This window comes from Streptomyces xanthophaeus (assembly GCF_030440515.1).
GTDB classification, from domain to species: domain Bacteria; phylum Actinomycetota; class Actinomycetes; order Streptomycetales; family Streptomycetaceae; genus Streptomyces; species Streptomyces kutzneri.
Genome location: NZ_CP076543.1, coordinates 1,024,991 through 1,043,495, shown reverse-complemented (window position 1 = coordinate 1,043,495; position 18,505 = coordinate 1,024,991). Strand labels below are relative to the sequence as shown.

Genomic DNA, 18,505 nt, shown 5'->3' with positions numbered 1-18,505 from the left:
GCCGGTGCCCCGGCCACCGCCGGGACGGGGGTACCGCCGAGTTCAGCGTCCGCACATCCAAGGGCCGCTGAGCGGTCATGTCGAATCCAGCCGGTCACGGAAGAAGTAAAGGAGCCAGGCCACACACCTGCGGGCCTGGCCATCCGTGCCCGGATCAGGAGCCGCCATGACGATCGCACCCCTGTCCCCGTCCCCCCTCCCCGCCTCGGCGCCGGCCCCCTCACCCGCGCCCGCCACCCGCCTCGCCCCCGTCAGGGACCGGGCCGCGGCACCCGGCGCGCCCTCCGAAGGACCGCGCTACGCCGTCCGCCTCGCCCGCGACGAGGACGAGGTGCGCGCCGCCCAGCGGCTGCGCCACCAGGTCTTCGCCGGCGAGCTCGGCGCCCGTCTGGACGGGCCCGAGCCCGGCCTCGACGCCGACGCCTTCGACGCGTACTGCGACCACCTCCTCGTCATCGACGAGGAGACCGAGCAGGTCGTCGGCACCTACCGGCTGCTGCCCCCGGAACGCGCCGCCGTCGCCGGCCGCCTCTACTCCGAAGGGGAATTCGACCTCTCGGCCCTCGCCCCCATCCGCCCCGACCTCGTCGAGGTCGGCCGCTCCTGCGTCCACCCCGACCACCGCAACGGCGCCGTCATCGCCCTCATCTGGGCCGGCCTCGCCCACTACATGGACCGCACCGGGCACAACTGGCTCGCCGGCTGCTGCTCGATACCGCTCGCCGACGGCGGGGTCCTGGCCGCCGCCACCCGGGAGACCGCCCTCACCCGCAGCCTCGCCCCCGAGGAGTACCGGGTCACCCCCCACCTCCCCTGGAGCCCCGAGGGCATCACCTTCCCCGACCGCATGGAGCTGCCCCCGCTGCTGCGCGGCTACCTCCGCCTCGGTGCCTGGGTGTGCGGCGAGCCCGCCCTCGACGCCGGGTTCGGCTGCGCCGACCTGTACGTACTGCTCTCCCTGCGCCGGACCAACCCGCGCTACCTGAAGCACTTCCGCTCGCTCGTCCCGGGCGCATGAGCGTCTGGCTGCCCACCTCGCCCTGCACCCCCGAGGCCTGCGCCGGGCACGAGGGGGACACCGCGAGCGTTCCCCGGGCGGTGCTCAGACTCGCCGCCGCCGTCGCCCTGATCCTGCTGGGGATCCTGGGCGCCCCGCCGGTCCGGCTGCTGCCGGCCGGCCCCCGGCACACGGTGGTACGGGCCTGGTCGGCCGCGCTCGTACGGGCCTTCGGCATACGGATCACCGTGCACGGCAGCCCGGGGCCCGGCGGCGGCCGGCTCCTGGTCGCCAACCACATCTCCTGGCTGGACATCCCGCTGGTGGCCGCAGCCCTGCCCTGCCGGATGCTGGCCAAGAGCGACATCCGGGCCTGGCCGGTGCTCGGGCGCCTCGCCGGACAGGCCGGCACCCTGTTCATCGAACGCGACCGGATCCGCGCCCTGCCCGCCACCGTCGAGAGCATCACCGGCGCGCTGCTGGCCGGGGACCGGGTCACCGTCTTCCCCGAGGGCTCCACGTGGTGCGGGCGGGCCCAGGGCACCTTCCGCCGGGCTTCCTTCCAGGCGGCCCTGGACGCGCGGGTCCCCGTACAGCCCCTGCGGCTCACCTACCTGCGGTGCGACGGGAACCCGGCCGGGGCGCCCGCCTTCGTCGGGGACGACCCGCTGACCGCCTCGCTGTGGCGGATCGCCCGGGCCCGCGGGGTGCGGGCCGAGGTCAGGCTGCTGCCGCGGATCCCGCCGGGCCGGTACGCGCACCGGCGGGACCTCGCGGCAGCGGCTCAGCAGGCCGTGCTCGGAGCCTCAGCCCCGACCCTGCTTACCGGCATACCGACTCAGCCGGCCGCGCCGTCGGCGACCGACAAGGACAGCGCGAACCGGCCGGCCGCGTCCGTCCACCACTGGGTCAGCTCCAGCCCGGCCGCCGCCAGCTCCTTGCGCACGCCCTCCTGACGGAACTTCGCCGAGACCTCCGTCAGGATCTCCTCACCCGCCGCGAACGGCACCACCAGATCCAGGGCCCGGATCTTCACCACCAGTTCCGACCGGGCCCGCAGCCGCATCTCGATCCACTCCTGCTCCTTGTTCCACACCGCCACGTGCGCGAAGTCGGCCGTGTGGAAGTCCGCCCCCAGTTCCCGGTTGATGACCGCCAGCACGTTCTTGTTGAACTCGGCGGTCACCCCCCGCGCGTCGTCGTAGGCCGCCACCAGCACGGCCTCGTCCTTCACCAGGTCCGTCCCCATCAGCAGCGCGTCCCCGGGCGACAGCATCGCCCGTACGGACGCCAGGAACACCGCCCGCTCCGGCGGCAGCAGATTCCCGATCGTGCCGCCCAGGAACACCACCAGCCGGGGCCCGGGGGAGTCCGGCAACTGCAGCGCACGCGTGAAGTCGGCCAGCAGCGCGTGCACCCGCAGTCCGGGATGCTCCGCCAGCAGGGTCTCGGCCGCTCCCCGCAGCGCGCTCTCGCTCACGTCCACCGGCACGTACGTGTCCAGCGCGGGCATCGCCTCGATGAGGTGCCGGGTCTTCTCCGAGGACCCGGAGCCCAGCTCCACCAGGGTGCGGGCGCCGCTCTCGGTGGCGATCTCCCGCGCCCGCTCCAGCAGGATCTCCCGCTCCGCGCGCGTCGGGTAGTACTCGGACAGCCGGGTGATCTCCTCGAAGAGCTCGCTGCCCCGCGCGTCGTAGAACCACTTGGGCGGCAGCACCTTCGGTGTGTGCGTCAGCCCGTGCAGCACATCCGTACGCAGCGCCGTCTCCGCGGCGTGCTCGTCGAGCGTCCGGGTCAACTGAAAGTCGTTCACAGGGAGTTCTCCTTGAGCGGGGTCAGCTCGACCCTGGTGCGGGTGGCGGTCAGCAGGGTCCGGTCGGGCACTTCGCGCCACCGGGTGTCGTCGTCGTACGGCTCGGAGGCCACCACGGTGCGCCGCCGCTCCGCGTCGGCCAGGTACCAGAGCGAATCGCCCCAGGCCGTCGCGGCGATCGTGACGCCGTCCGTGAGCAGCAGGTTCAGCCGGGAGCCGGGAGCTGCCGAAGCCAGTTCCCGGACCGGCTCGGCGAGCGCCGTACCCAGGTCGTCCCCGGCCCGCAGCCGGTGCAGGACCAGCGCCCAGACCAGCGCCGAGTCCGTGCGCGCGGCCAGCCGGAGCAGTTCCGCGGGCGGCAGCCCGGCCGCGAGCGGAGCGGCGGACCCGGGCCAGTCGCGCACCGAGCCGTTGTGGCTGAACAGCCACGGCCCGTCCGCGAACGGCGCGGCGGCCGCCTCCCCGTCGGCCCCGGGCGACGTCGCGTCCCGTACGGCGGCCAGCACGGCACCGCTGCGGACCACCCGGGCGAGATCGGCGAAGGTCAGGTCGCCCCAGATCGGCCCGGACCGCCGGTAGCGGGCGGGCACCGGGTCCCCCTCCGCGTACCAGCCGATGCCGAAGCCGTCGGCGTTGACGGTCCCGGACACCTGGCGGCGCGGCTCCCAGGACTGGCGCACCAGCGAGTGTTCCGGCGCGCTGAGCAGCTCCCCGAGCGCCACCACCGGTCCCAGATAAGCGAGGTGACGGCACATCAGACATCCCTCGCGGTCCGGAAGCCGGAGAAGATCTGCCGCCGCACCGGAAGGTCCCAGTTGCGGAAGGTGCCCCGGCAGGCCACCGGGTCCACGGCGAAGGAGCCGCCGCGCAGCACCTTGTGCTCCGGGCCGAAGAACACCTCCGAGTACTCCCGGTACGGGAAGGCCCGGAAGCCCGGGTACGGCAGGAAATCGGAGGCGGTCCACTCCCACACGTCGCCGATCAGCTGGCGCACCCCGAGCGGGGAGGCCCCGGCCGGGTAACTGCCCGCGCGCGCCGGGCGCAGGTGCCGCTGCCCGAGGTTGGCGTGTGCGGGGGTCGGGTCGGCGTCGCCCCACGGGTAGCGGGTGGAGCGGCCGGTCGCCGGGTCGTGCCGGGCGGCCTTCTCCCACTCCGTCTCCGTGGGCAGTCGCCGCCCCGCCCAGCGGGCGTACGCGTCCGCCTCGTACCAGCTGACGTGCAGAACCGGTTCTTCGTCCGGCACCGGCTCGGTCACCCCGAAGCGGCGGCGCAGCCACTGGCCGGCCTCCCGGTGCCAGAACAGCGGGGCCTCGATGGAGTGCTCGCGGATCTGCTCCCAGCCCGGCGCCGCCCACCAGCGCGGATCGCGGTAGCCGCCGTCGGCGATGAACGCCAGGTACGAGGCATTGGTCACGGGGACCGTGTCGATCCAGAAGGGAGCGGTGTCCCGGACGTGCGCCGGGCGTTCGTTGTCCAGCGACCACGGCTCCGCGGAGGTGCCCATCGTGAACGGGCCCCCGGGGACGAGGACTTCGGCGGTGGGCGGCGGATCGTAGGGGCCGTCCGGTTCCGGGGCGGTCAGCACGGGCGCGCCCCGCCGGAGCTGATGGGTGATCAGCATGGTCTCGTCGTGCTGCTGCTCGTGCTGGGCGATCATCCCGAAGGCGAAACCGTCGTCGAGGAGCGTGCTGCCCTCCAGCGGCGTCCGCTCCAGCAGGTCGAAGACCCGGCCGCGCACCTCAGCCGCGTACCGGCGGGCCTCCGCGGGTCCGAGCAGCGGCAGCTTGGGCCGCTCGGCGCGGGGGTGCTGGAAGGCGTCGTAGAGGGGCTCGATCTCGGGGCGCATCGACTCGCGTCCGGCGACGCGCTGCAGCAGCCAGAGCTCTTCCTGGTTCCCGATGTGCGCCAGGTCCCAGACCAGCGGCGACATGAGCGGGGAATGCTGGGCTGTGAGGTCCTCGTCGGTCACGGCGTCGGTCAGGCCGGCGGTGCGTATGCGCGCCGCGGTCAGGGCGGCGGCGGCCCGCTCCCGCAGGCGGGAGCCGGAGGACGAGGAGGGGGAGGAGGGGGCGGAGGAGGGGGATCCGGTGGTCATCGGCGGGCCTCTTTTCCGGTGAGCACCTGTGTGGACCAGTCGTCGGCCGGACATCGGCCGCGCAGTACGTAGCGTTCGGTGAAGGCGCCGACCGTGTCCCGGACGTGCGTGCTCGCGCCGAGCCGGGGCAGGGCCTCGGCGGCGGCCCGGAAACAGGCCTTCGCGGACGCCCGCAGCTCCGGATCGGCCAGAGCGTCCCGGGCGGCCGACCGCCAGAGCGGATTGCGGGGCGCGGGGTGCGTGCCGTAGGAGTCCGAGAGCCCCTTGGCCACCCGGTACGCGGTCTCGGCGGCCTCCGGATCGTCGAACAGCGCGTGCACGACGGCCACCGGGACCAGCCAGCCGTCGTCGCCGGACTGCGCGTCGATCATCCGCAGCTCCAGATGGCCGCGCGGCCGGACCGGCGGGAAGAGCGTGGTCAGGTGGTAGTCCAGGTCCTCGGCGGTGGGCGGCCGCAGCGCGGGGTGCCCGCCCGTGCGCAGCCAGTCGCGGAAGGTCGTGCCGGGCGGGCTCTCCCACGGGCCGTCGTCCCCGTACGACCGGACACACATCACCTCGGTGTCCAGGGCCTGCCGGGTCCACGCGGTGCGAGGTTCCGCGTCCAGCGGCGGTGCGAGAGAGCGCCGGGTGTCCAGGTCGCTCCAGATCCCCTGGCGGGCACAGCGCCAGCCGGCGTACGGGCCCTCGTCGGCGGGGGAGTTGGCGAAGGCGGCCACCAGGACCGCACCCAGCAGGTGCGCCAGCCGCCAGCGCCGGCCGTGGCCGAGTACGCCCGGCTCCTCGTGGCCGGCGTCCACGCAGACCTGCACGGAGGCGGAGGCGCACATCATGGCGCGACCGGCCGGGCCGGTGCGGTCGAAGTAGGCCTCCATGGCGTCGTAGCGCGGGCTGCTGAGCAGCCGGCGGTACGGGAGGCGGGGATCGCGGCCTACGCCGCGCAGGACCAGGCCCTGGGGCAGGAGGGCGGCGCGTACGGCGGTGAGGTCGGACTGCAGGTCGTCCACACAGCCGCTGAGGGAGGTGGCGGGGGCCGAGCTGAGTTCGAGCTGGCCGCCCGGTTCGACGGTCACCCGGGAGTGCAGGGGCAGGGCGCGGGCCGCGGTGTGCGCGGCCCGTAGCCGCTCGGGGGGCAGGGGCTGCTCCGGACGCTCGGCGTCGAGGACGAGCCATTCGAGCTCGGCGCCGAGCAGGCGGGGCGGGCCGGTTTTGAAACAGATGCCGTGGATCAGGTCCTCGGCCTGCGTCTCGCTGATCGAGGGCACGGGGGTCGGGCCGGGCGCGGGTGGTGGAGCGGATGGGTCCTGGGACATGACCGGGTCCTCGTCTCCTGTCGTCGGTCGTGACATCACCCGTGCCTACCCCTCCTCGGGACGCAAAACCCTTTGCCGCCGGGAATCACAGTGCGGAGGATGGCGGCGTGAGCAGCAGATTGCGCGAGATCGCGCGGGAGAACGCGGAGATCCTGGCGGCCGGGGGGTACCGGACGCGGTCGGGACGGCAGGTTCCGCTGGCCGCCGCCCTGGCGGAAGCCAAGGCCGGAACCAGGATATATGGACCAAACCGGGTCATTCCAGATGAAGTGATCCCTTCCGGCGGCAGCACGACCGTCGTCGAGGTCACCGGAGAGAGCAGCACGGTCGCCGCCCGAAGGCTCGCGACCGCCACCCCGGCCGACCCGGACCCCTCTCCTGTCGCGGTCCTGAACTTCGCCTCGGCCCGTAACCCGGGGGGTGGTTACGTCCGCGGGGCCAAGGCCCAGGAGGAGGCGCTGTGCCGTGCCTCCGCCCTCTACGAGACCCTGCTGGAAGCCCCGGAGTACTACGAGGTCCACCGCGCCGAGCGGAGCACCTTCTACACCGACCGGGTGATTCACTCGCCCGGGGTCCCGGTCTTCCGCGACGACCGGGGCGATCTGCTGGAGACCCCCTTCCAGGTCGGCTTCCTCACCTCACCGGCACCCAACGCGGGCACGATCCGCCGGCAGGAGCCGGAGCGGACCGCCGAGATCCCGGCGGCGCTTGCACGCAGGGCCGGGCTCGTACTGGAGGTGGCGGCGCTGCACGGATACCGGCGGCTGGTGCTCGGGGCCTGGGGCTGCGGGGTGTTCCAGAACGACCCGGCGCAGGTGGCCGAGGCCTTCCGGGGGCTGCTCGCGGACCGGTTCGCCGGAGTCTTCGAGCACGTGGTGTTCGGCATCCTCGACCGCGACCCCACCACCCGCGAGGCCTTCGGCCGGGTCTTCCCGGCCTGAGACACGGGGGCGGCGGGGCCGCGTGGCCGTTGGACCGCTGGGCGGCGGGCCCCGCCGCGCTCAGAACGGGTTCGCCGCCCCCAGCAGGACCTCCGGCAGATAGGGCGACGAGACGCGGATCCGCCAGCCCCGGCGACGGGCGTGGCAGGCCAGAGCCAGGACTTCGAAACCGACCGCGGCGTCGGCCCCGGAGCCGAAGAGCCGGTCGCCCACCGAGTAGTAGTCCCGGTGGGCCTCCAGGGCGTCGGCCAGGGCCAGGTTGAAGCTCTCCTCGTCGCCCTCCACCAGCTGGGAGAAGAGCACGGCCGGCGCCGGGAGGAAGCCCCACTCCCGGGTCTGCCCGACATCGGCGACGGCCCGGTCGGTGGCGGGCTCCGGGTCCTCGCCCCGCAGGTAGTCGTGCAGGGCCTGCCGGTACGAGGCGTACGCGGAACGGTCCTCCTCCAGCGCGGCGGGGCCGCTGAGGACCAGCGGGGCGAGTTCCGCACGGCTGCCGGTGATCAGGGCGCGCTTCAGGGACTCGTGCCAGCTCCCGGGGCGGAGCGGGCGGTCCGGGCCGTCCGGGCGGGCGGAGTCCGCGGACGCGCCACCCGCTCGGGTGGCCTCGTACAGCTTGCCCACGAGGTGGTCGGCGTGCTCCGCAGGCTCCCGCATCTCCGGGCGCTCGACGACCAGGGGGCCCGAGGCCAGCGCCGCGACGGCGTCCGCACGCCGCTCGCGCCCGTACGGCCCCACCCGCGGCGCCGGGGTCTCGAAGCCGGTGACCAGTGCCCGCGGCAGGTAGCCGGACTGGACGGGCGGCTGCCAGCCCTCGCGGCGGTAGCCGAGCGCGGCCAGCGCCAGCGGCAGCAGGGGCAGCAGGCTGCGCGGCTCGGCCCGGGGGTCCTCCAGGCGGGAGTACGGGAGCAGCAGCGCGGCGAGCTCGGCGGCGAAGGCCTCGCGGTCCCGGGCGGCCAGCGCGCGCAGGGCGCGCAGCGCGCCGGTCGCGGGGTCGGCCGCCCCGGTCCTGTCGGCCCCGGCTCCGGCCCTGGCCTGCCGGTCGGCGATCCGGGCGAGCGCGGCATCCAGCGCGGCGACCTTCTCCTGCGGGGAGGGCGGGAGCTTCTGGTACTCGACCCCGATGTCCCCGCTGACGTACGCCAGCAGGCCGTTGATCAGCTCCACCGGCGGGAGCCCGGGCCCGCCGGCCCGTTGCGGTGCCGTACGGGCGAAGTGGAAGGCCTCGCCGTGCCGTTCGGCCTTGTCGGCGAGGACCGCCACACAGAACGCGTCGATCCAGCGCGCGGCGCTGACCGGCTGGGCGATGCCCCCCGCCCCGGATTCGTAGTCGCGCCCGAAGTTGACGTAGTTGAGGAAGACGTGGAAGGACGCGTTCGGGTAGGCGGCGAACGACACGGTGGCGGCGGCCGTTTCGGCCGCGTCGCCCAGGATCGCCTTCGCCTCGGGGGTGTCGAGGTCGGGGGTCACCGCCGAGTACGCGCCGAGGCCGTCGAGGAACCGGAGCGTGATGTCCCACCAGTCGTAGGCGTCGATCAGACCGGCCCGGGACCTGGAGTACACGTCCGAGATCATCTTGTTCGCGAAGTCCTCGCGTACCGCTGCCAGGGCGGCCTCGCTCACCCTGTGTCGTTCTATTCGCATGCCCGCTACTCCCTGTGTCCGCCTACGGGCCTCACCCTAGGAGATCACCAGGACCGTCCGGGCCAGGGACACGGGAGCCGGGGCCGGTCCCGGACGGTGGCCGCGGGCACGGCCGCGACCACCGCCCGGCCCGCGTGCGTCACTGCCAGCCGTAGCGCTCGCGCAGCCGCTCCACGACCAGGTCGAAGCGGCCGCGGTCGAGCGCGCAGGCCTCACGGCGCATCCCCGACTCGTGCACCCGCAGCACCCGGTCCACGTCCACCCAGGACTCGCGCCCGGCGCTGTCCCACGGACCCGTCCCGATCGGCACCCACTCCCGGTCGTGGTCGTGCCGCTTGCTGGACAGCTGTACGGCGAGCAGGGTCCGCCCGCCCGCCTCCCGGGCCACGACCAGCACGGGACGGTCCTTGCCGCGCCCGTCGTTCTCCTCGAAGGGGACCCAGGTCCACACGATCTCGCCGGGGTCGGGATCGCCGTCGGGGTCCGGGGCGTACTCGGTCCGCACGGGGCCGATGGCGTGCGGATCGGCCTCGGTGGTCGCGGTGACGCCATCGCGGCCGGGCTGCTCGACGTCGCCGTTGCTGTGGGAAAGTGCCGTCATTTCGCGGAGATTACTAGGCTTCGAGGTCCGGTCGCACCGCTCGGCCCGGCGGGTCGGAGCCCGCCCGCCAGGTCTCGCCCGGGGCTCCCGCGCGTGCAGGCGGTGCGCCCGCAGAGCCTCGCGAGAGGGTGAGGCAGCCCGCCCCCTCGCAGGTCACTGCCCCTCGAAGTGTCTCCGGAGCCACGTGAGCAAGGCCGCGAACGCGGGGGTCATGGCGGCGTCCGACTGCTCAAGGAGCGTCGAGCGGCCGCCGTCCTCCACCGTGATCGTGTAGCTCCTCGCATCCCTGGCGCGGCCGGTGTCGGCCTCCGCGGGCATTGCGACGGCGGCCGCCACCAGCCGTGCCAGCTCCGTCGCGGGACTCTCGGGCAGGTCGACCGTGTCCAGCACCTGTGGCCGGCGGCGGAAGTCGGCGGCCGCCGCCAGCCCGCCGTATGTCTCCAGGGTCACCTTCACCGGGCGCAACCTCCCGATCGGCGACGATTTCCGGTGGTCACCCGTCGCCCTTCAGCGCGGCCACCTCCCTGGCGAGCGCCGCCACCTTGTCGCTCAGGTCCCTGATCTGCTTGGTCAGGGCCACCTGGCCGTCTTGCCGGCCCAGGCCACCGCGCCCGTTGGTCGCGTAGCTCCGTGCCCGGGCGAGCCCGATGGGGACACTTCTGACCTGGATTTCGACCTCCTGCCACGCCGCCAGCACAGCCGACTGCTCGGGGCTGCCGACGCCGAACAATTCCCCGGCCTTCAGGAAGGTGGTGTCCGCGAAGTCCTGGAACTGGTCCTGGGCGGTGGACGCCTTGAGCGACTCGTACCAGAGGGTCCCGGCAGCCTCCCAGGCGAATCCGCCGATGCCCACGGCCGTCAGGTAGAAGGCCTTGTTCGGAATGCCGGAGTTGTAGTGCACCGCACCGTTGTCCCCGGCTCGGGTGTCGGGCATGTGGACGAATTTGCTCATACGGTCGGGCTGGGGGTCCTTTCCGACCAGCGGGTGGTTGAATGCCGTCCCCGGGGCCTTCATCGACCGCAGGGCGTCTCCTTCGATTCCCGGGGTCCAGACGTCGGCTCCGATCAGCCAGTCGGCCTCCTCGGCCGTCTCCTTCTTGTTCCACTGCTTGACCAGCGACCCGAAGACGTCCGACATCGACTCGTTCAGGGCCCCGGACTGCTTGTGGTATTCGAATGCCGAGGTGTGATCGGTGACTCCGTGCGTCAACTCGTGGGCGATCACTTCGAGGGATCTGGTGAGGTCGCCGAATTCTGTTCCGTCCCCGTCGCCGAAGAGCATCCGCCGCCCGTCCCAGAAGGCGTTACCGACCTTCTCGCCGAAGTGGACGAATCCGTCCAGACGCATTCCCCGGTCATCGATGGAATTGCGCTGGAACGCCTCCTTGTAGAAATCGCGCGTCAGTCCGAGCGCTTCGAAGGCCTGGTTGACCGACTTGTCCGGGGACTCCGGTCCGTCTTCCGTCCGAGCCAGGGCAGCGGTCTGGAGGAATTCCGAGTGCTCGCAGTCGAAGACGGTGCGTCGGGCGTTGCCCGGGGCGGCAGCGCCGGGGAAGGTCACTCGGGCCGAGCGCACACCCCGCAGGCGAGCAGTGGTCAACAGGGTGTTCAGGGCGGCTTTTTGCACGTCCTTGTCTTTGCTCTCCACGAGCCTGTCGAGAATGTACGGGGGAATGATGCAGTTGATCGGGCGTGTTCTCCTCATGGGGTACCTCCTGAGTGAGAGAGCCGACGGTTCGGCATTCATCAACACGAGGAAGATGCGCGACGTTCAACGTGGCCGGACGCAGCGTTGCCACGGGACCTCCGGGAAGGTCTCGCAGACAGAACGGCAGGTGCCCACTAGGTGTGGCAGTACCGGGAGAAGCGTTGGCGCCGGCCAACCCCGTTTGCAGAGGCGGGGCCACGCTGATACCACCAGTCTCCGGCCGCCCGTAGCGGCTGGCAAACGCAGCGCGAGCAGAGGACGCCAGGCGGCCCGGTGTCCCCCGGATGTCCCCCGCTCGCGCGGAAAGGGCCCGCGCCGGCGCCGTGGGTCAGTCGGTGACCAGGGCCAGGATGAGCCCGTCGTAGCCCTTGCTGCCGACGGTCTGCAGGGCGGTGGCGGACAACTGCGCGTGCTCGGCGATGAGTTCGGTGAACCGGCGGACGCCCTGCACACGGGGGTCGGAGCTGTCCGGGTCGACGACGGCGCCGTCGCGGACGACGTTGTCGCCGATGATGACGCTGCCGGGCCGGGTGAGCTTGAGGGCCCACTCCAGGTACTCGGGGTTGGACGGCTTGTCGGCGTCGATGAAGACCAGGTCGAACGGCTCTTCGCCGGTGAGCGCGGGCAGCAGGTCGACGGCGCGGCCGCGCCGGATCTCGACGACGTGGTCCAGTCCGGCCCGGGCGACGTTGGCGGCCGCGACGTCGGCGCACCGCTCGTCGACCTCCAGCGTGACCAGCCGGCCGCCGGCCGGGAGGGCGCGGGCCAGCCAGATGGTGCTGTAGCCGCCCAGGGTGCCGATCTCCAGGATGCGGCGGGCGCCGCGGACGCGGGCGAGGAGGTTCAGCAGCTTGCCCTGGTTGGGGGCCACCTGGTGGGCGGGCAGGCCGGCGGTCTCGGTGGAGGCGGCCGCGGCGACCAGCGCCTCGTCCTCCTGGACCAGGAGTCCGTCGAAGTAGTTGTCAACGGCCGTCCATGTCTGCTGAGTCATGGGTCGCGTCGCCCCTTCCGGCGATGTGGCGCTTGATAGTTCCTCATGGGAACCTACATGAGGGGAGGGGCTCGCCCCCTAGCGGCCCGGCCGCACCGCCGCCCAGCCCTCCGCCGCCTCCACCTGCGCGGCCAGCCCCAGCAGCAGCGGCTCCGAGTCGGCCGGGCCCAGCAGCTGGGCTCCCATCGGCAGTCCGTCGGCCGTGAGACCTGCCGGGATGTTCACCCCCGGCCAGCCCAGCACGTTCCACGTCCAGGCGTACGGGCAGGCCGCGATCATCGCCCGGTCCGTGGCCATGGCCCCCAGCCCGGCCAGGGCCCCGATCCGCAGGGGCGGGGTGGCCGTCGTCGGCGTCAGCACCACGTCGAAGCGGTCGAAGACCTCGCCGACCCGCCTGCGCAGGGCCGTCTCCGCCCGGCGGGAGGCCCGCAGGGCGAGCCCGCCCAGGACGCGGCCCGTCCGTACGGCCTCGTGCGTGCGCGGGTCCAGCAGCGCGGGATCGGGAACCCGCGCTACCCAGTCCCGTACGCCGCTGGTCGCGCGGGGTACGAAGGTCAGGCCGATCGGGCCGTAGCGCGGGTCCTCCGGGATCACCTCGTGGCCCAGCGACTCCAGCCGCGCGGCCAGCCGTTCCACGGCGGAACGGACCTCCGGGTCCAGCTGCTTGGGTGTCGCCGTGAAGGCCATCGCGAAGGAGAGGGCGATCCGCAGCCGGCGGGGCGTGCGCCGGGTCGCCTCGACGGCGGAGATCCGTGCCGGGCGGTGCAGGTCCTCGGGGTGCGGGCCGCTCGCGGCGTCCAGCAGGAGCGCCGCGTCGGCGACGGTGCGGGCCAGCACGCCGTTGACCGTGAGCCCGTGGAAGGATTCCGGCTCCGGCCAGGTGGAGATGCGGCCGCGCTGGGGCTTCACCCCCACCAGATGGGTCCAGGCCGCGGGGATCCGGACCGAGCCGGCCCCGTCCGAGCCCAGGGCGGCCGGGACCAGGCCCGCCGCCACGGCGGCCGCCGAACCGCCCGAGGAACCGCCGGGCGTGTAGGCCGGGTTCCACGGGTTGCGGGTCTCGCCGAAGGCCTCGCCCTCGGTGAAGGGCCACTGCCCCAACTCCGGCGTCTGGGTCTTGCCGACGATCACGGCGCCGGCGGCGCGCAGCCTTCGTACCGCCTCGCTGTCGGCGGTCTTCGGGGCGAAGGCCCCCGCGCAGCCGAAGGCGGTCGGCTCCCCGGTCACGTCCATGTCGTCCTTGACCGCCAGCGGTACGCCCAGCAGCGGCAGCCGCTCGCCCGCGGCCAGCCGCCGGTCCGCCGCGTCCGCCTCGGCGAGCGCGGCCTCGGCGCGTACGGTCCGGAAGGCGTTGAGCTCCGGCTGGGCCGCGGCGATCCGGCGCAGTGCCTCCTCGGTCAACCGCCGCGCCGACACGGTCCCTTCGGCGAGGGCGCCGACCATGTCGACCAGGCCGGAGGCCGTCGGAACAGCTGAATCGGACATCGCGTACCACTCCCCATTACCGGTCGGTAGGGAGACGGTAATGGGGAGTGGCCGGGTAGTTCTAGAGCCAGCCTTCCAGGGAGGCCATGAACCCGTCGAAGTCGTCCCGGTGGATGGTGTGTCCCGCCCCGGCGACCGAACGCACCTCGAACCCGCGGCTCTTGAGCAGCTGCGTCCGCTCATCGTCGATGAGGACGCTCGGATCGGCGAGCTGCACGAGGGAGGGGACCACCGGTGCGGGCGGCATCAGGTCGGCGCCGGCCAGCGGCGCGAGGCTCAACGCGGTCCGCTCGTCCCAGACCGCCAGGGTCTCCAGCTCGATGTCGACGTCCACCTCCTCCCAGCGCGGGCTCATCGCCCGTATCTGCTCCCTGGTCGCCGTCTTGAACTGCGCGAGCACCTCGGGGCCGAAGCCCTCGGCCGGGGCGGCCAGGTGGAACGCGGGGTCGGAGAACACGGCCCGGGCGGGTCGCAGCCGGTCCACGGCGAGCGACAGGGTCAGGCCGCCGAGGGAGTGGCCGATGGCGAGTTCGGCGCCGGCCGGGAGCGTCTCGACCACGTCGTCCGCGAAGAGCGCGGGGCTGTACTCGCCGCGGCCGCTGGCGCCGTGACCCCGCAGGTCCACGGCGATGACGCGGTATCCGTGGTCGGCGAGTGCGGGGCCGACCCGGCGCCAGGTGCGGTGGTCGGCCATGATGCCGTGGATCAGGAGGGCGACGCGGTCGCCCTCGCCCCAGGTGTGGGTGTGCAGGTGCACGATGTGCCTTTCTCGGTGGTGAATTTCGGACGGGGTGGGACGTGCGGAAGGTGCGGAGGACGCGGGCCGCCGGTGCGGCGTGCCGCTCGGCGCGGCAGGGGGCCGGCGCGTCAGCGCACGCTGCGGATCGGCTTCACGGCCAGGGCCCCCGCCACCGCCAGCACGGCCGCGACGACGAACAGCGCGGTGTACCCGCCGCTGACGGAGACGACCACCGAGGCGACGAACGGCGCGATGATCTGCGGGCCGGCGTTGGCGATGTTGAGTACGCCCATGTCGCGCGCGGCGTCCTCGGCCTTGGGCAGCACCATGGTCACCAGGGCGGTGTCCACGGCCATGTAGCACCCGAACGCCAGCCCGTTGACCACGGCGAAGCACAGCATGGCGGTCCAGCCGGCCGACACGGCCGGGATGACGAGTGCGACGGCGGACAGCAGCGCGGAAGCGCCGACGAAGAGCTTGCGGCGGTCGAACCGGTCCGACAGGTATCCGCCGAGGACCGTGGAGACGACCATCGCCACACTGGTCAGCGGCATCAGCACCGCCACCGCGGCCTCCGGCTTCATGCCGTCGGGCAGCACGGTGTGGTCCTGCAGGATGTAGAGCTGGTAGCCGCTCACGGCGAAGTAGCCGAGGACGAGCAGTGCCCGCCCGATGAAGGCCCACCGGAAGTCGTGGTCGCGCAGCGCGCCCGTGAAGGCGGCGAGCTGCTCCTTGACGGGCATCGGGGCGCGGGCCGGGAGCCGCTGCTCGCGGCCGCAGGCGGTGAAGAGCACCGCGGCGCCCGCGACGAGGGCGCCGAAGACGAGGTATCCGGTGCGGTAGTCCTCGGAGAAGGCCGCGCCGACGAGCGCGCCGAGCGTGGAGCCGAAGGGCAGGCCGAGGCCCACGGCCGCGGAGGCCCTGCCGCGGGCGTCCATGGGGACCCGGTCGGGGACCACGGAGGTGAGGGCCGCCTGGTAGACGTTCATGACGGCCTGCCCGAGGCACCAGGCGATCGTGATCAGCAGGATCGTGTCGGCGAGGCCCAGCAGGAACATCGCGGGCACGGCGGCGAGTCCACCGCCGAGGATCCATGGATTGCGCCGCCCGCTGCGGTCGGACAGGGCGCCTGCGACGGGGTTGAAGACCGTGGCGAAGATCGCCGAGACCCCCGCGATCAGGCCGAAGTTCGCCACCTTGTCCGCCGGATCGATGTCCTCGACCTGGAGCGCGAGCAGGACGCCGGCCACGCCGATGTAGAGCGCGTACATGGCGCTGTTGCCGACGAGCAGCAGGGGCAGCAGGCCGCGCCGTGCCGGGCCCGGTCCGGGGCCGGGTCCGGGGGACGCGTCGGTGGTGGCGGCGGCGGAGCCGGTGCCGGGGGAGGAAAGGGCCACGGTGCCCTCCTGGGCGGATGCGGGCGGATGCGGGCGGATGAGGGAAGAGGGACGTGCGGGCTGGGGCGCGGAGGGGTGCGCGCCGCCCTGTCGCGACGGCGGGGGTGCGACGGAGCGCGGCAGGGCGGCGGCACGGCGGGGCACGGCGTCGGCACATCGGTCGTAGAGGGATGTGACGCCGCGGTTACACGTGTCAATGACTCGTGTAACCACTGTGTAGCATTCGTTTCCGGCCATCCGCCAGCCCTCGGGCGTGATCGGTCTGGAAAGATGCCACGGCAATGTCTCAGTCATCGAAATCGCCGAAGCCGACACCGGCCGTACCGGCCTCCGGACCGGCCACCCCGCCGCCGCCCCCCGTTCCGACGAGCGCCGACGTGGCCCGCCTCGCCGGTGTCTCGCGCGCGACGGTCTCGTACGTGCTGAACAACGCGGAAGCCGTCCGCATCAGCGAACCGACCCGCCGCAAGGTCCGCGAGGCCGCCGAGGAGCTCGGGTACGTCCCGCACGCCGCCGCCCGCAGCCTGCGCGCCGGACACACCAGGATCGTGCTGCTGCCCACCTCCCACGTGCCGGTCGGGCCGCTCTACAGCACCTTCCTCAACGAGCTCCAGTGGGCGCTGCGCCGCCTCGACTACACGGTGGTGCAGTACGGGAGCCTCGGACTGACCGGCGACGAGGCCGTGCGGGCCTGGGCGGAACTGCGTCCGGTGGCCGTGATCTCCCTCGGCGAGATCACCCTCTCGGCACGCAACGTCGCCACCCTCAAGCGGGCCGGGGCCCGCGCGGTGATCACGATGGGGCCCGTCGGTGTGCCCGGGGCGCACGCGCTCGTCATGGACCAGCAGGAGGTCGGGGTCCGGGCCGCCGCCCATCTCGTGGAGCGCGGACGCGGGCGGATCGGTGTGGTCGTTCCGGAGGAGGAGGGCCTGGAGCTGTTCTCCGTGCCCCGGCTCACGGGCGCCCGGTCGGTGGCGGGGGCGGAGGTCACGGCCCTGCCGATGGCCTACTCCGAGGAATCGGCCGCGGCCCTCGCGGCCCGCTGGCGCGGGCTCGGGCTGGACGCGGCGTTCGCGTACAACGACGAGTACGCGATGCTGCTGATGCGGGCCCTCCAGGACGAGGGGCTGCGCGTCCCCGAGGACGTCGCCGTCATCGGCGCCGACGACCTGCTGATCGGCCGGCTGCTGCGGCCGCGGCTGAGCACCGTGCGCCTGGAGATGCCGACCGGTGCCGATCTGGCCTCGCTGGTGGACCACGCGGTGCGCGAGCCGTCGGAGGTCACCGAGCGGCACGACCTGATGGCGGCCACCGCCGTCCCGAGGGAGTCGACCTGACGGTGCCCGGTCCCGGCCTGACCGGCAAGCCACCCCCTGGGTCCGGGGAGCCGTTGACAGGCGGTGACGTGCGGACGGAGACTGCGGGCGCGCCCCACCGGGCGTGCCCGGCGGCGTGCCCCGGTGTCCACACCGGCACCGACGCGCCACCGCCCGTACGGATCCGCCCAGGAGAGACCCCATGAGCATCCGCACCGTCCGCGACGTGTACGTCGTCGACGCCGTCCGCACTCCGATCGGCAAGTTCGGCGGCGCCCTCGCCGGGGTCCGGCCGGACGACCTGGCCGCGCACGTCGTGCGCGCGCTGGTGGAGCGTACGCCGGACCTCGATCCGGCCCGTATCGACGACGTCGTCTTCGGTGACGCCAACGGCGCGGGCGAGGACAACCGGGACGTGGCCCGCATGGCGGTGCTGCTGGCCGGGCTGCCGGTGAGCGTCCCCGGGGTCACCGTCAACCGGCTCTGCGGGTCCGGCCTCGAAGCCGTGATCCAGGCCGCCCGCGCGATCGCGCTCGGTGACGCCTCCGTCGCCATCGCGGGCGGGGTCGAGTCGATGAGCCGCGCCCCCTGGGTCGTGCAGAAGCCCGAGCGGGCCTTCCCGGCCGGGCACCAGCAGATGTGGTCCACCACCCTGGGCTGGCGCATGACCAACCCGCGCATGCCCGAGGAGTGGACCGGTTCGCTCGGCGAGGGAGCCGAACTCGTCGCGGACAAGCACGGCATCACCCGTGATGCGCAGGACGCCTTCGCCCTGGAGAGCCACCGCAAGGCGGCGGCCGCCTGGTCCGCCGGGCTGTACGACGGCGAGGTCGTCCCGTACGCCGGCGTGGACCTGGTGCGGGACGAGTGCATCCGGGAGGGTTCCACGCCCGAGGCGCTGGCCCGTCTGAAGCCGGCCTTCCGGACGGACGGCACGGGCACGGTCACGGCCGGCAACGCCTCCCCGCTCAACGACGGCGCCGCCGCGCTGCTGCTGACCGACGAGGAGGGCCTGGCGGCCACCGGCCGGGAGCCGCTCGCCCGGATCAGCGCGTCCGCCGTCACCGGGATCGAGCCCCAGCTCTTCGGCCTGGGGCCGGTGGACGCCGTCCAGCGGGCGCTCGCCAAGTCCGGCCGCGGGTTCGCCGATCTGACCGCCTTCGAGCTGAACGAGGCTTTCGCCGCACAGGCGTTGGGCTGCCTCGCGGCCTGGCCGGAGCTCGACCCGGCCGTGGTCAACCCGCGGGGCGGCGCCATCGCGATCGGCCACCCGCTCGGCGCCTCGGGCGCCCGCCTGGCCGGTTCGGTCGCGCACCAGCTGGCGGCGGCCGGTTCCGGTACCGGCATGGCGGCCCTGTGCATCGGGGTCGGGCAGGGCATCGCGCTCGTCCTGGAGCGCTGACCCGGGCCGGTGCCACGCGAGCGTCGATCGTTTCCGGTCACCGCTCGGCGTCAACTGCCCAATAACTGA

At 73.5% G+C, this 18,505-nt stretch carries 17 protein-coding genes; 5 read left to right on the top strand and 12 right to left on the bottom strand.

What is annotated here, in order from left to right:
• Positions 1-166: 166 nt before the first annotated feature.
• Both KO717_RS04570 and KO717_RS04565 read left to right on the top strand, forming a co-directional pair.
• Positions 167-1,018, top strand: coding sequence for a GNAT family N-acetyltransferase (locus KO717_RS04570; protein ID WP_301364567.1), 852 nt, complete (start codon positions 167-169; stop codon positions 1,016-1,018).
• Positions 1,015-1,953, top strand: a complete 939-nt coding sequence (locus KO717_RS04565; RefSeq protein ID WP_301364566.1) for a lysophospholipid acyltransferase family protein — start codon at positions 1,015-1,017, stop codon at positions 1,951-1,953. Before KO717_RS04570 ends, KO717_RS04565 begins: the two co-directional genes overlap by 4 nt.
• Here the strand turns inward: KO717_RS04565 and egtD are convergent.
• The 4 genes from egtD to egtA are packed head-to-tail and all read right to left on the bottom strand — an operon-like array spanning position 1,836 to position 6,215.
• Positions 1,836-2,810 carry an L-histidine N(alpha)-methyltransferase gene (egtD, locus tag KO717_RS04560; RefSeq protein WP_301364565.1) on the bottom strand — a complete coding sequence of 325 codons (975 nt, stop codon included), beginning with the start codon at positions 2,808-2,810 and terminating at the stop codon, positions 1,836-1,838. The two genes, KO717_RS04565 and egtD, sit on opposite strands and share 118 nt — an antisense overlap.
• Positions 2,807-3,565 carry an ergothioneine biosynthesis protein EgtC gene (gene egtC, locus KO717_RS04555; RefSeq protein ID WP_301364564.1) on the bottom strand — a complete coding sequence of 253 codons (759 nt, stop codon included), beginning with the start codon at positions 3,563-3,565 and terminating at the stop codon, positions 2,807-2,809. The genes egtD and egtC overlap by 4 nt, the downstream gene beginning before the upstream one ends.
• Positions 3,565-4,905, bottom strand: a complete 1,341-nt coding sequence (egtB, locus tag KO717_RS04550) for an ergothioneine biosynthesis protein EgtB (protein WP_301364563.1) — start codon at positions 4,903-4,905, stop codon at positions 3,565-3,567. The genes egtC and egtB overlap by 1 nt, the downstream gene beginning before the upstream one ends.
• Complete coding sequence (egtA, locus tag KO717_RS04545; RefSeq protein WP_301364562.1) at positions 4,902-6,215, bottom strand: ergothioneine biosynthesis glutamate--cysteine ligase EgtA; 1,314 nt, start codon at positions 6,213-6,215, stop codon at positions 4,902-4,904. Before egtA ends, egtB begins: the two co-directional genes overlap by 4 nt.
• Positions 6,216-6,322: 107 nt before the next feature.
• On the opposite strand from egtA, the gene KO717_RS04540 reads away from it, so the two are divergent.
• Positions 6,323-7,156 (top strand): TIGR02452 family protein, encoded by an 834-nt coding sequence (locus tag KO717_RS04540; RefSeq protein WP_301364561.1) that lies wholly within the window; start codon positions 6,323-6,325, stop codon positions 7,154-7,156.
• A 60-nt stretch (positions 7,157-7,216) separates the two neighbouring features.
• Here KO717_RS04540 and KO717_RS04535 read toward each other — a convergent pair whose 3' ends face one another.
• From KO717_RS04535 to KO717_RS04500, 8 genes are all read right to left on the bottom strand, one after another.
• Positions 7,217-8,797: an immunity 49 family protein gene (locus KO717_RS04535; protein ID WP_301364560.1), complete on the bottom strand. Its 1,581-nt coding sequence runs from the start codon at positions 8,795-8,797 to the stop codon at positions 7,217-7,219.
• A 139-nt stretch (positions 8,798-8,936) separates the two neighbouring features.
• Positions 8,937-9,398 carry a type II toxin-antitoxin system PemK/MazF family toxin gene (locus KO717_RS04530; RefSeq protein WP_301364559.1) on the bottom strand — a complete coding sequence of 154 codons (462 nt, stop codon included), beginning with the start codon at positions 9,396-9,398 and terminating at the stop codon, positions 8,937-8,939.
• 153 nt (positions 9,399-9,551) lie between these two features.
• A complete protein-coding gene (locus tag KO717_RS04525) occupies positions 9,552-9,854 on the bottom strand; it encodes a protealysin inhibitor emfourin (protein WP_301364558.1) in 303 nt (100 codons plus the stop codon).
• A 37-nt stretch (positions 9,855-9,891) separates the two neighbouring features.
• Positions 9,892-10,974, bottom strand: coding sequence for a M4 family metallopeptidase (locus KO717_RS04520; protein WP_301364557.1), 1,083 nt, complete (start codon positions 10,972-10,974; stop codon positions 9,892-9,894).
• A gap of 460 nt (positions 10,975-11,434) precedes the next feature.
• On the bottom strand, positions 11,435-12,097 hold the full coding sequence (locus tag KO717_RS04515) for an O-methyltransferase (protein ID WP_301364556.1): 663 nt from the start codon (positions 12,095-12,097) through the stop codon (positions 11,435-11,437).
• 78 nt (positions 12,098-12,175) lie between these two features.
• Positions 12,176-13,582 (bottom strand): amidase, encoded by a 1,407-nt coding sequence (locus KO717_RS04510; RefSeq protein ID WP_301364555.1) that lies wholly within the window; start codon positions 13,580-13,582, stop codon positions 12,176-12,178.
• Between the two features lie 61 nt (positions 13,583-13,643).
• Entirely contained in the window at positions 13,644-14,339 is a 696-nt protein-coding gene (locus KO717_RS04505) for an alpha/beta fold hydrolase (RefSeq protein ID WP_301364554.1), read from the bottom strand.
• A gap of 110 nt (positions 14,340-14,449) precedes the next feature.
• Positions 14,450-15,718, bottom strand: a complete 1,269-nt coding sequence (locus tag KO717_RS04500; RefSeq protein ID WP_301364553.1) for an MFS transporter — start codon at positions 15,716-15,718, stop codon at positions 14,450-14,452.
• 281 nt (positions 15,719-15,999) lie between these two features.
• Between KO717_RS04500 and KO717_RS04495 the strand changes: the two genes are divergently transcribed.
• Both KO717_RS04495 and KO717_RS04490 read left to right on the top strand, forming a co-directional pair.
• Entirely contained in the window at positions 16,000-17,055 is a 1,056-nt protein-coding gene (locus tag KO717_RS04495; RefSeq protein WP_301364552.1) for a LacI family DNA-binding transcriptional regulator, read from the top strand.
• Between the two features lie 181 nt (positions 17,056-17,236).
• Positions 17,237-18,436, top strand: coding sequence for a thiolase family protein (locus KO717_RS04490; protein ID WP_301364551.1), 1,200 nt, complete (start codon positions 17,237-17,239; stop codon positions 18,434-18,436).
• Positions 18,437-18,505 lie beyond the last annotated feature (69 nt).

Bases quoted from the DNA above. Each gene is read 5' to 3' on its own strand.
- KO717_RS04570 (WP_301364567.1), top strand. From the start codon at position 167: ATGACGATCGCACCCCTGTCCCCGTCCCCCCTCCCCGCCTCGGCGCCG.
- KO717_RS04565 (WP_301364566.1), top strand. From the start codon at position 1,015: ATGAGCGTCTGGCTGCCCACCTCGCCCTGCACCCCCGAGGCCTGCGCC.
- egtC (WP_301364564.1), bottom strand. From the start codon at position 3,565: ATGTGCCGTCACCTCGCTTATCTGGGACCGGTGGTGGCGCTCGGGGAG.
- egtB (WP_301364563.1), bottom strand. From the start codon at position 4,905: ATGACCACCGGATCCCCCTCCTCCGCCCCCTCCTCCCCCTCCTCGTCC.
- egtA (WP_301364562.1), bottom strand. From the start codon at position 6,215: ATGTCCCAGGACCCATCCGCTCCACCACCCGCGCCCGGCCCGACCCCC.
- KO717_RS04535 (WP_301364560.1), bottom strand. From the start codon at position 8,797: ATGCGAATAGAACGACACAGGGTGAGCGAGGCCGCCCTGGCAGCGGTA.
- KO717_RS04530 (WP_301364559.1), bottom strand. From the start codon at position 9,398: ATGACGGCACTTTCCCACAGCAACGGCGACGTCGAGCAGCCCGGCCGC.
- KO717_RS04515 (WP_301364556.1), bottom strand. From the start codon at position 12,097: ATGACTCAGCAGACATGGACGGCCGTTGACAACTACTTCGACGGACTC.
- KO717_RS04510 (WP_301364555.1), bottom strand. From the start codon at position 13,582: ATGTCCGATTCAGCTGTTCCGACGGCCTCCGGCCTGGTCGACATGGTC.
- KO717_RS04495 (WP_301364552.1), top strand. From the start codon at position 16,000: ATGTCTCAGTCATCGAAATCGCCGAAGCCGACACCGGCCGTACCGGCC.
- KO717_RS04490 (WP_301364551.1), top strand. From the start codon at position 17,237: ATGAGCATCCGCACCGTCCGCGACGTGTACGTCGTCGACGCCGTCCGC.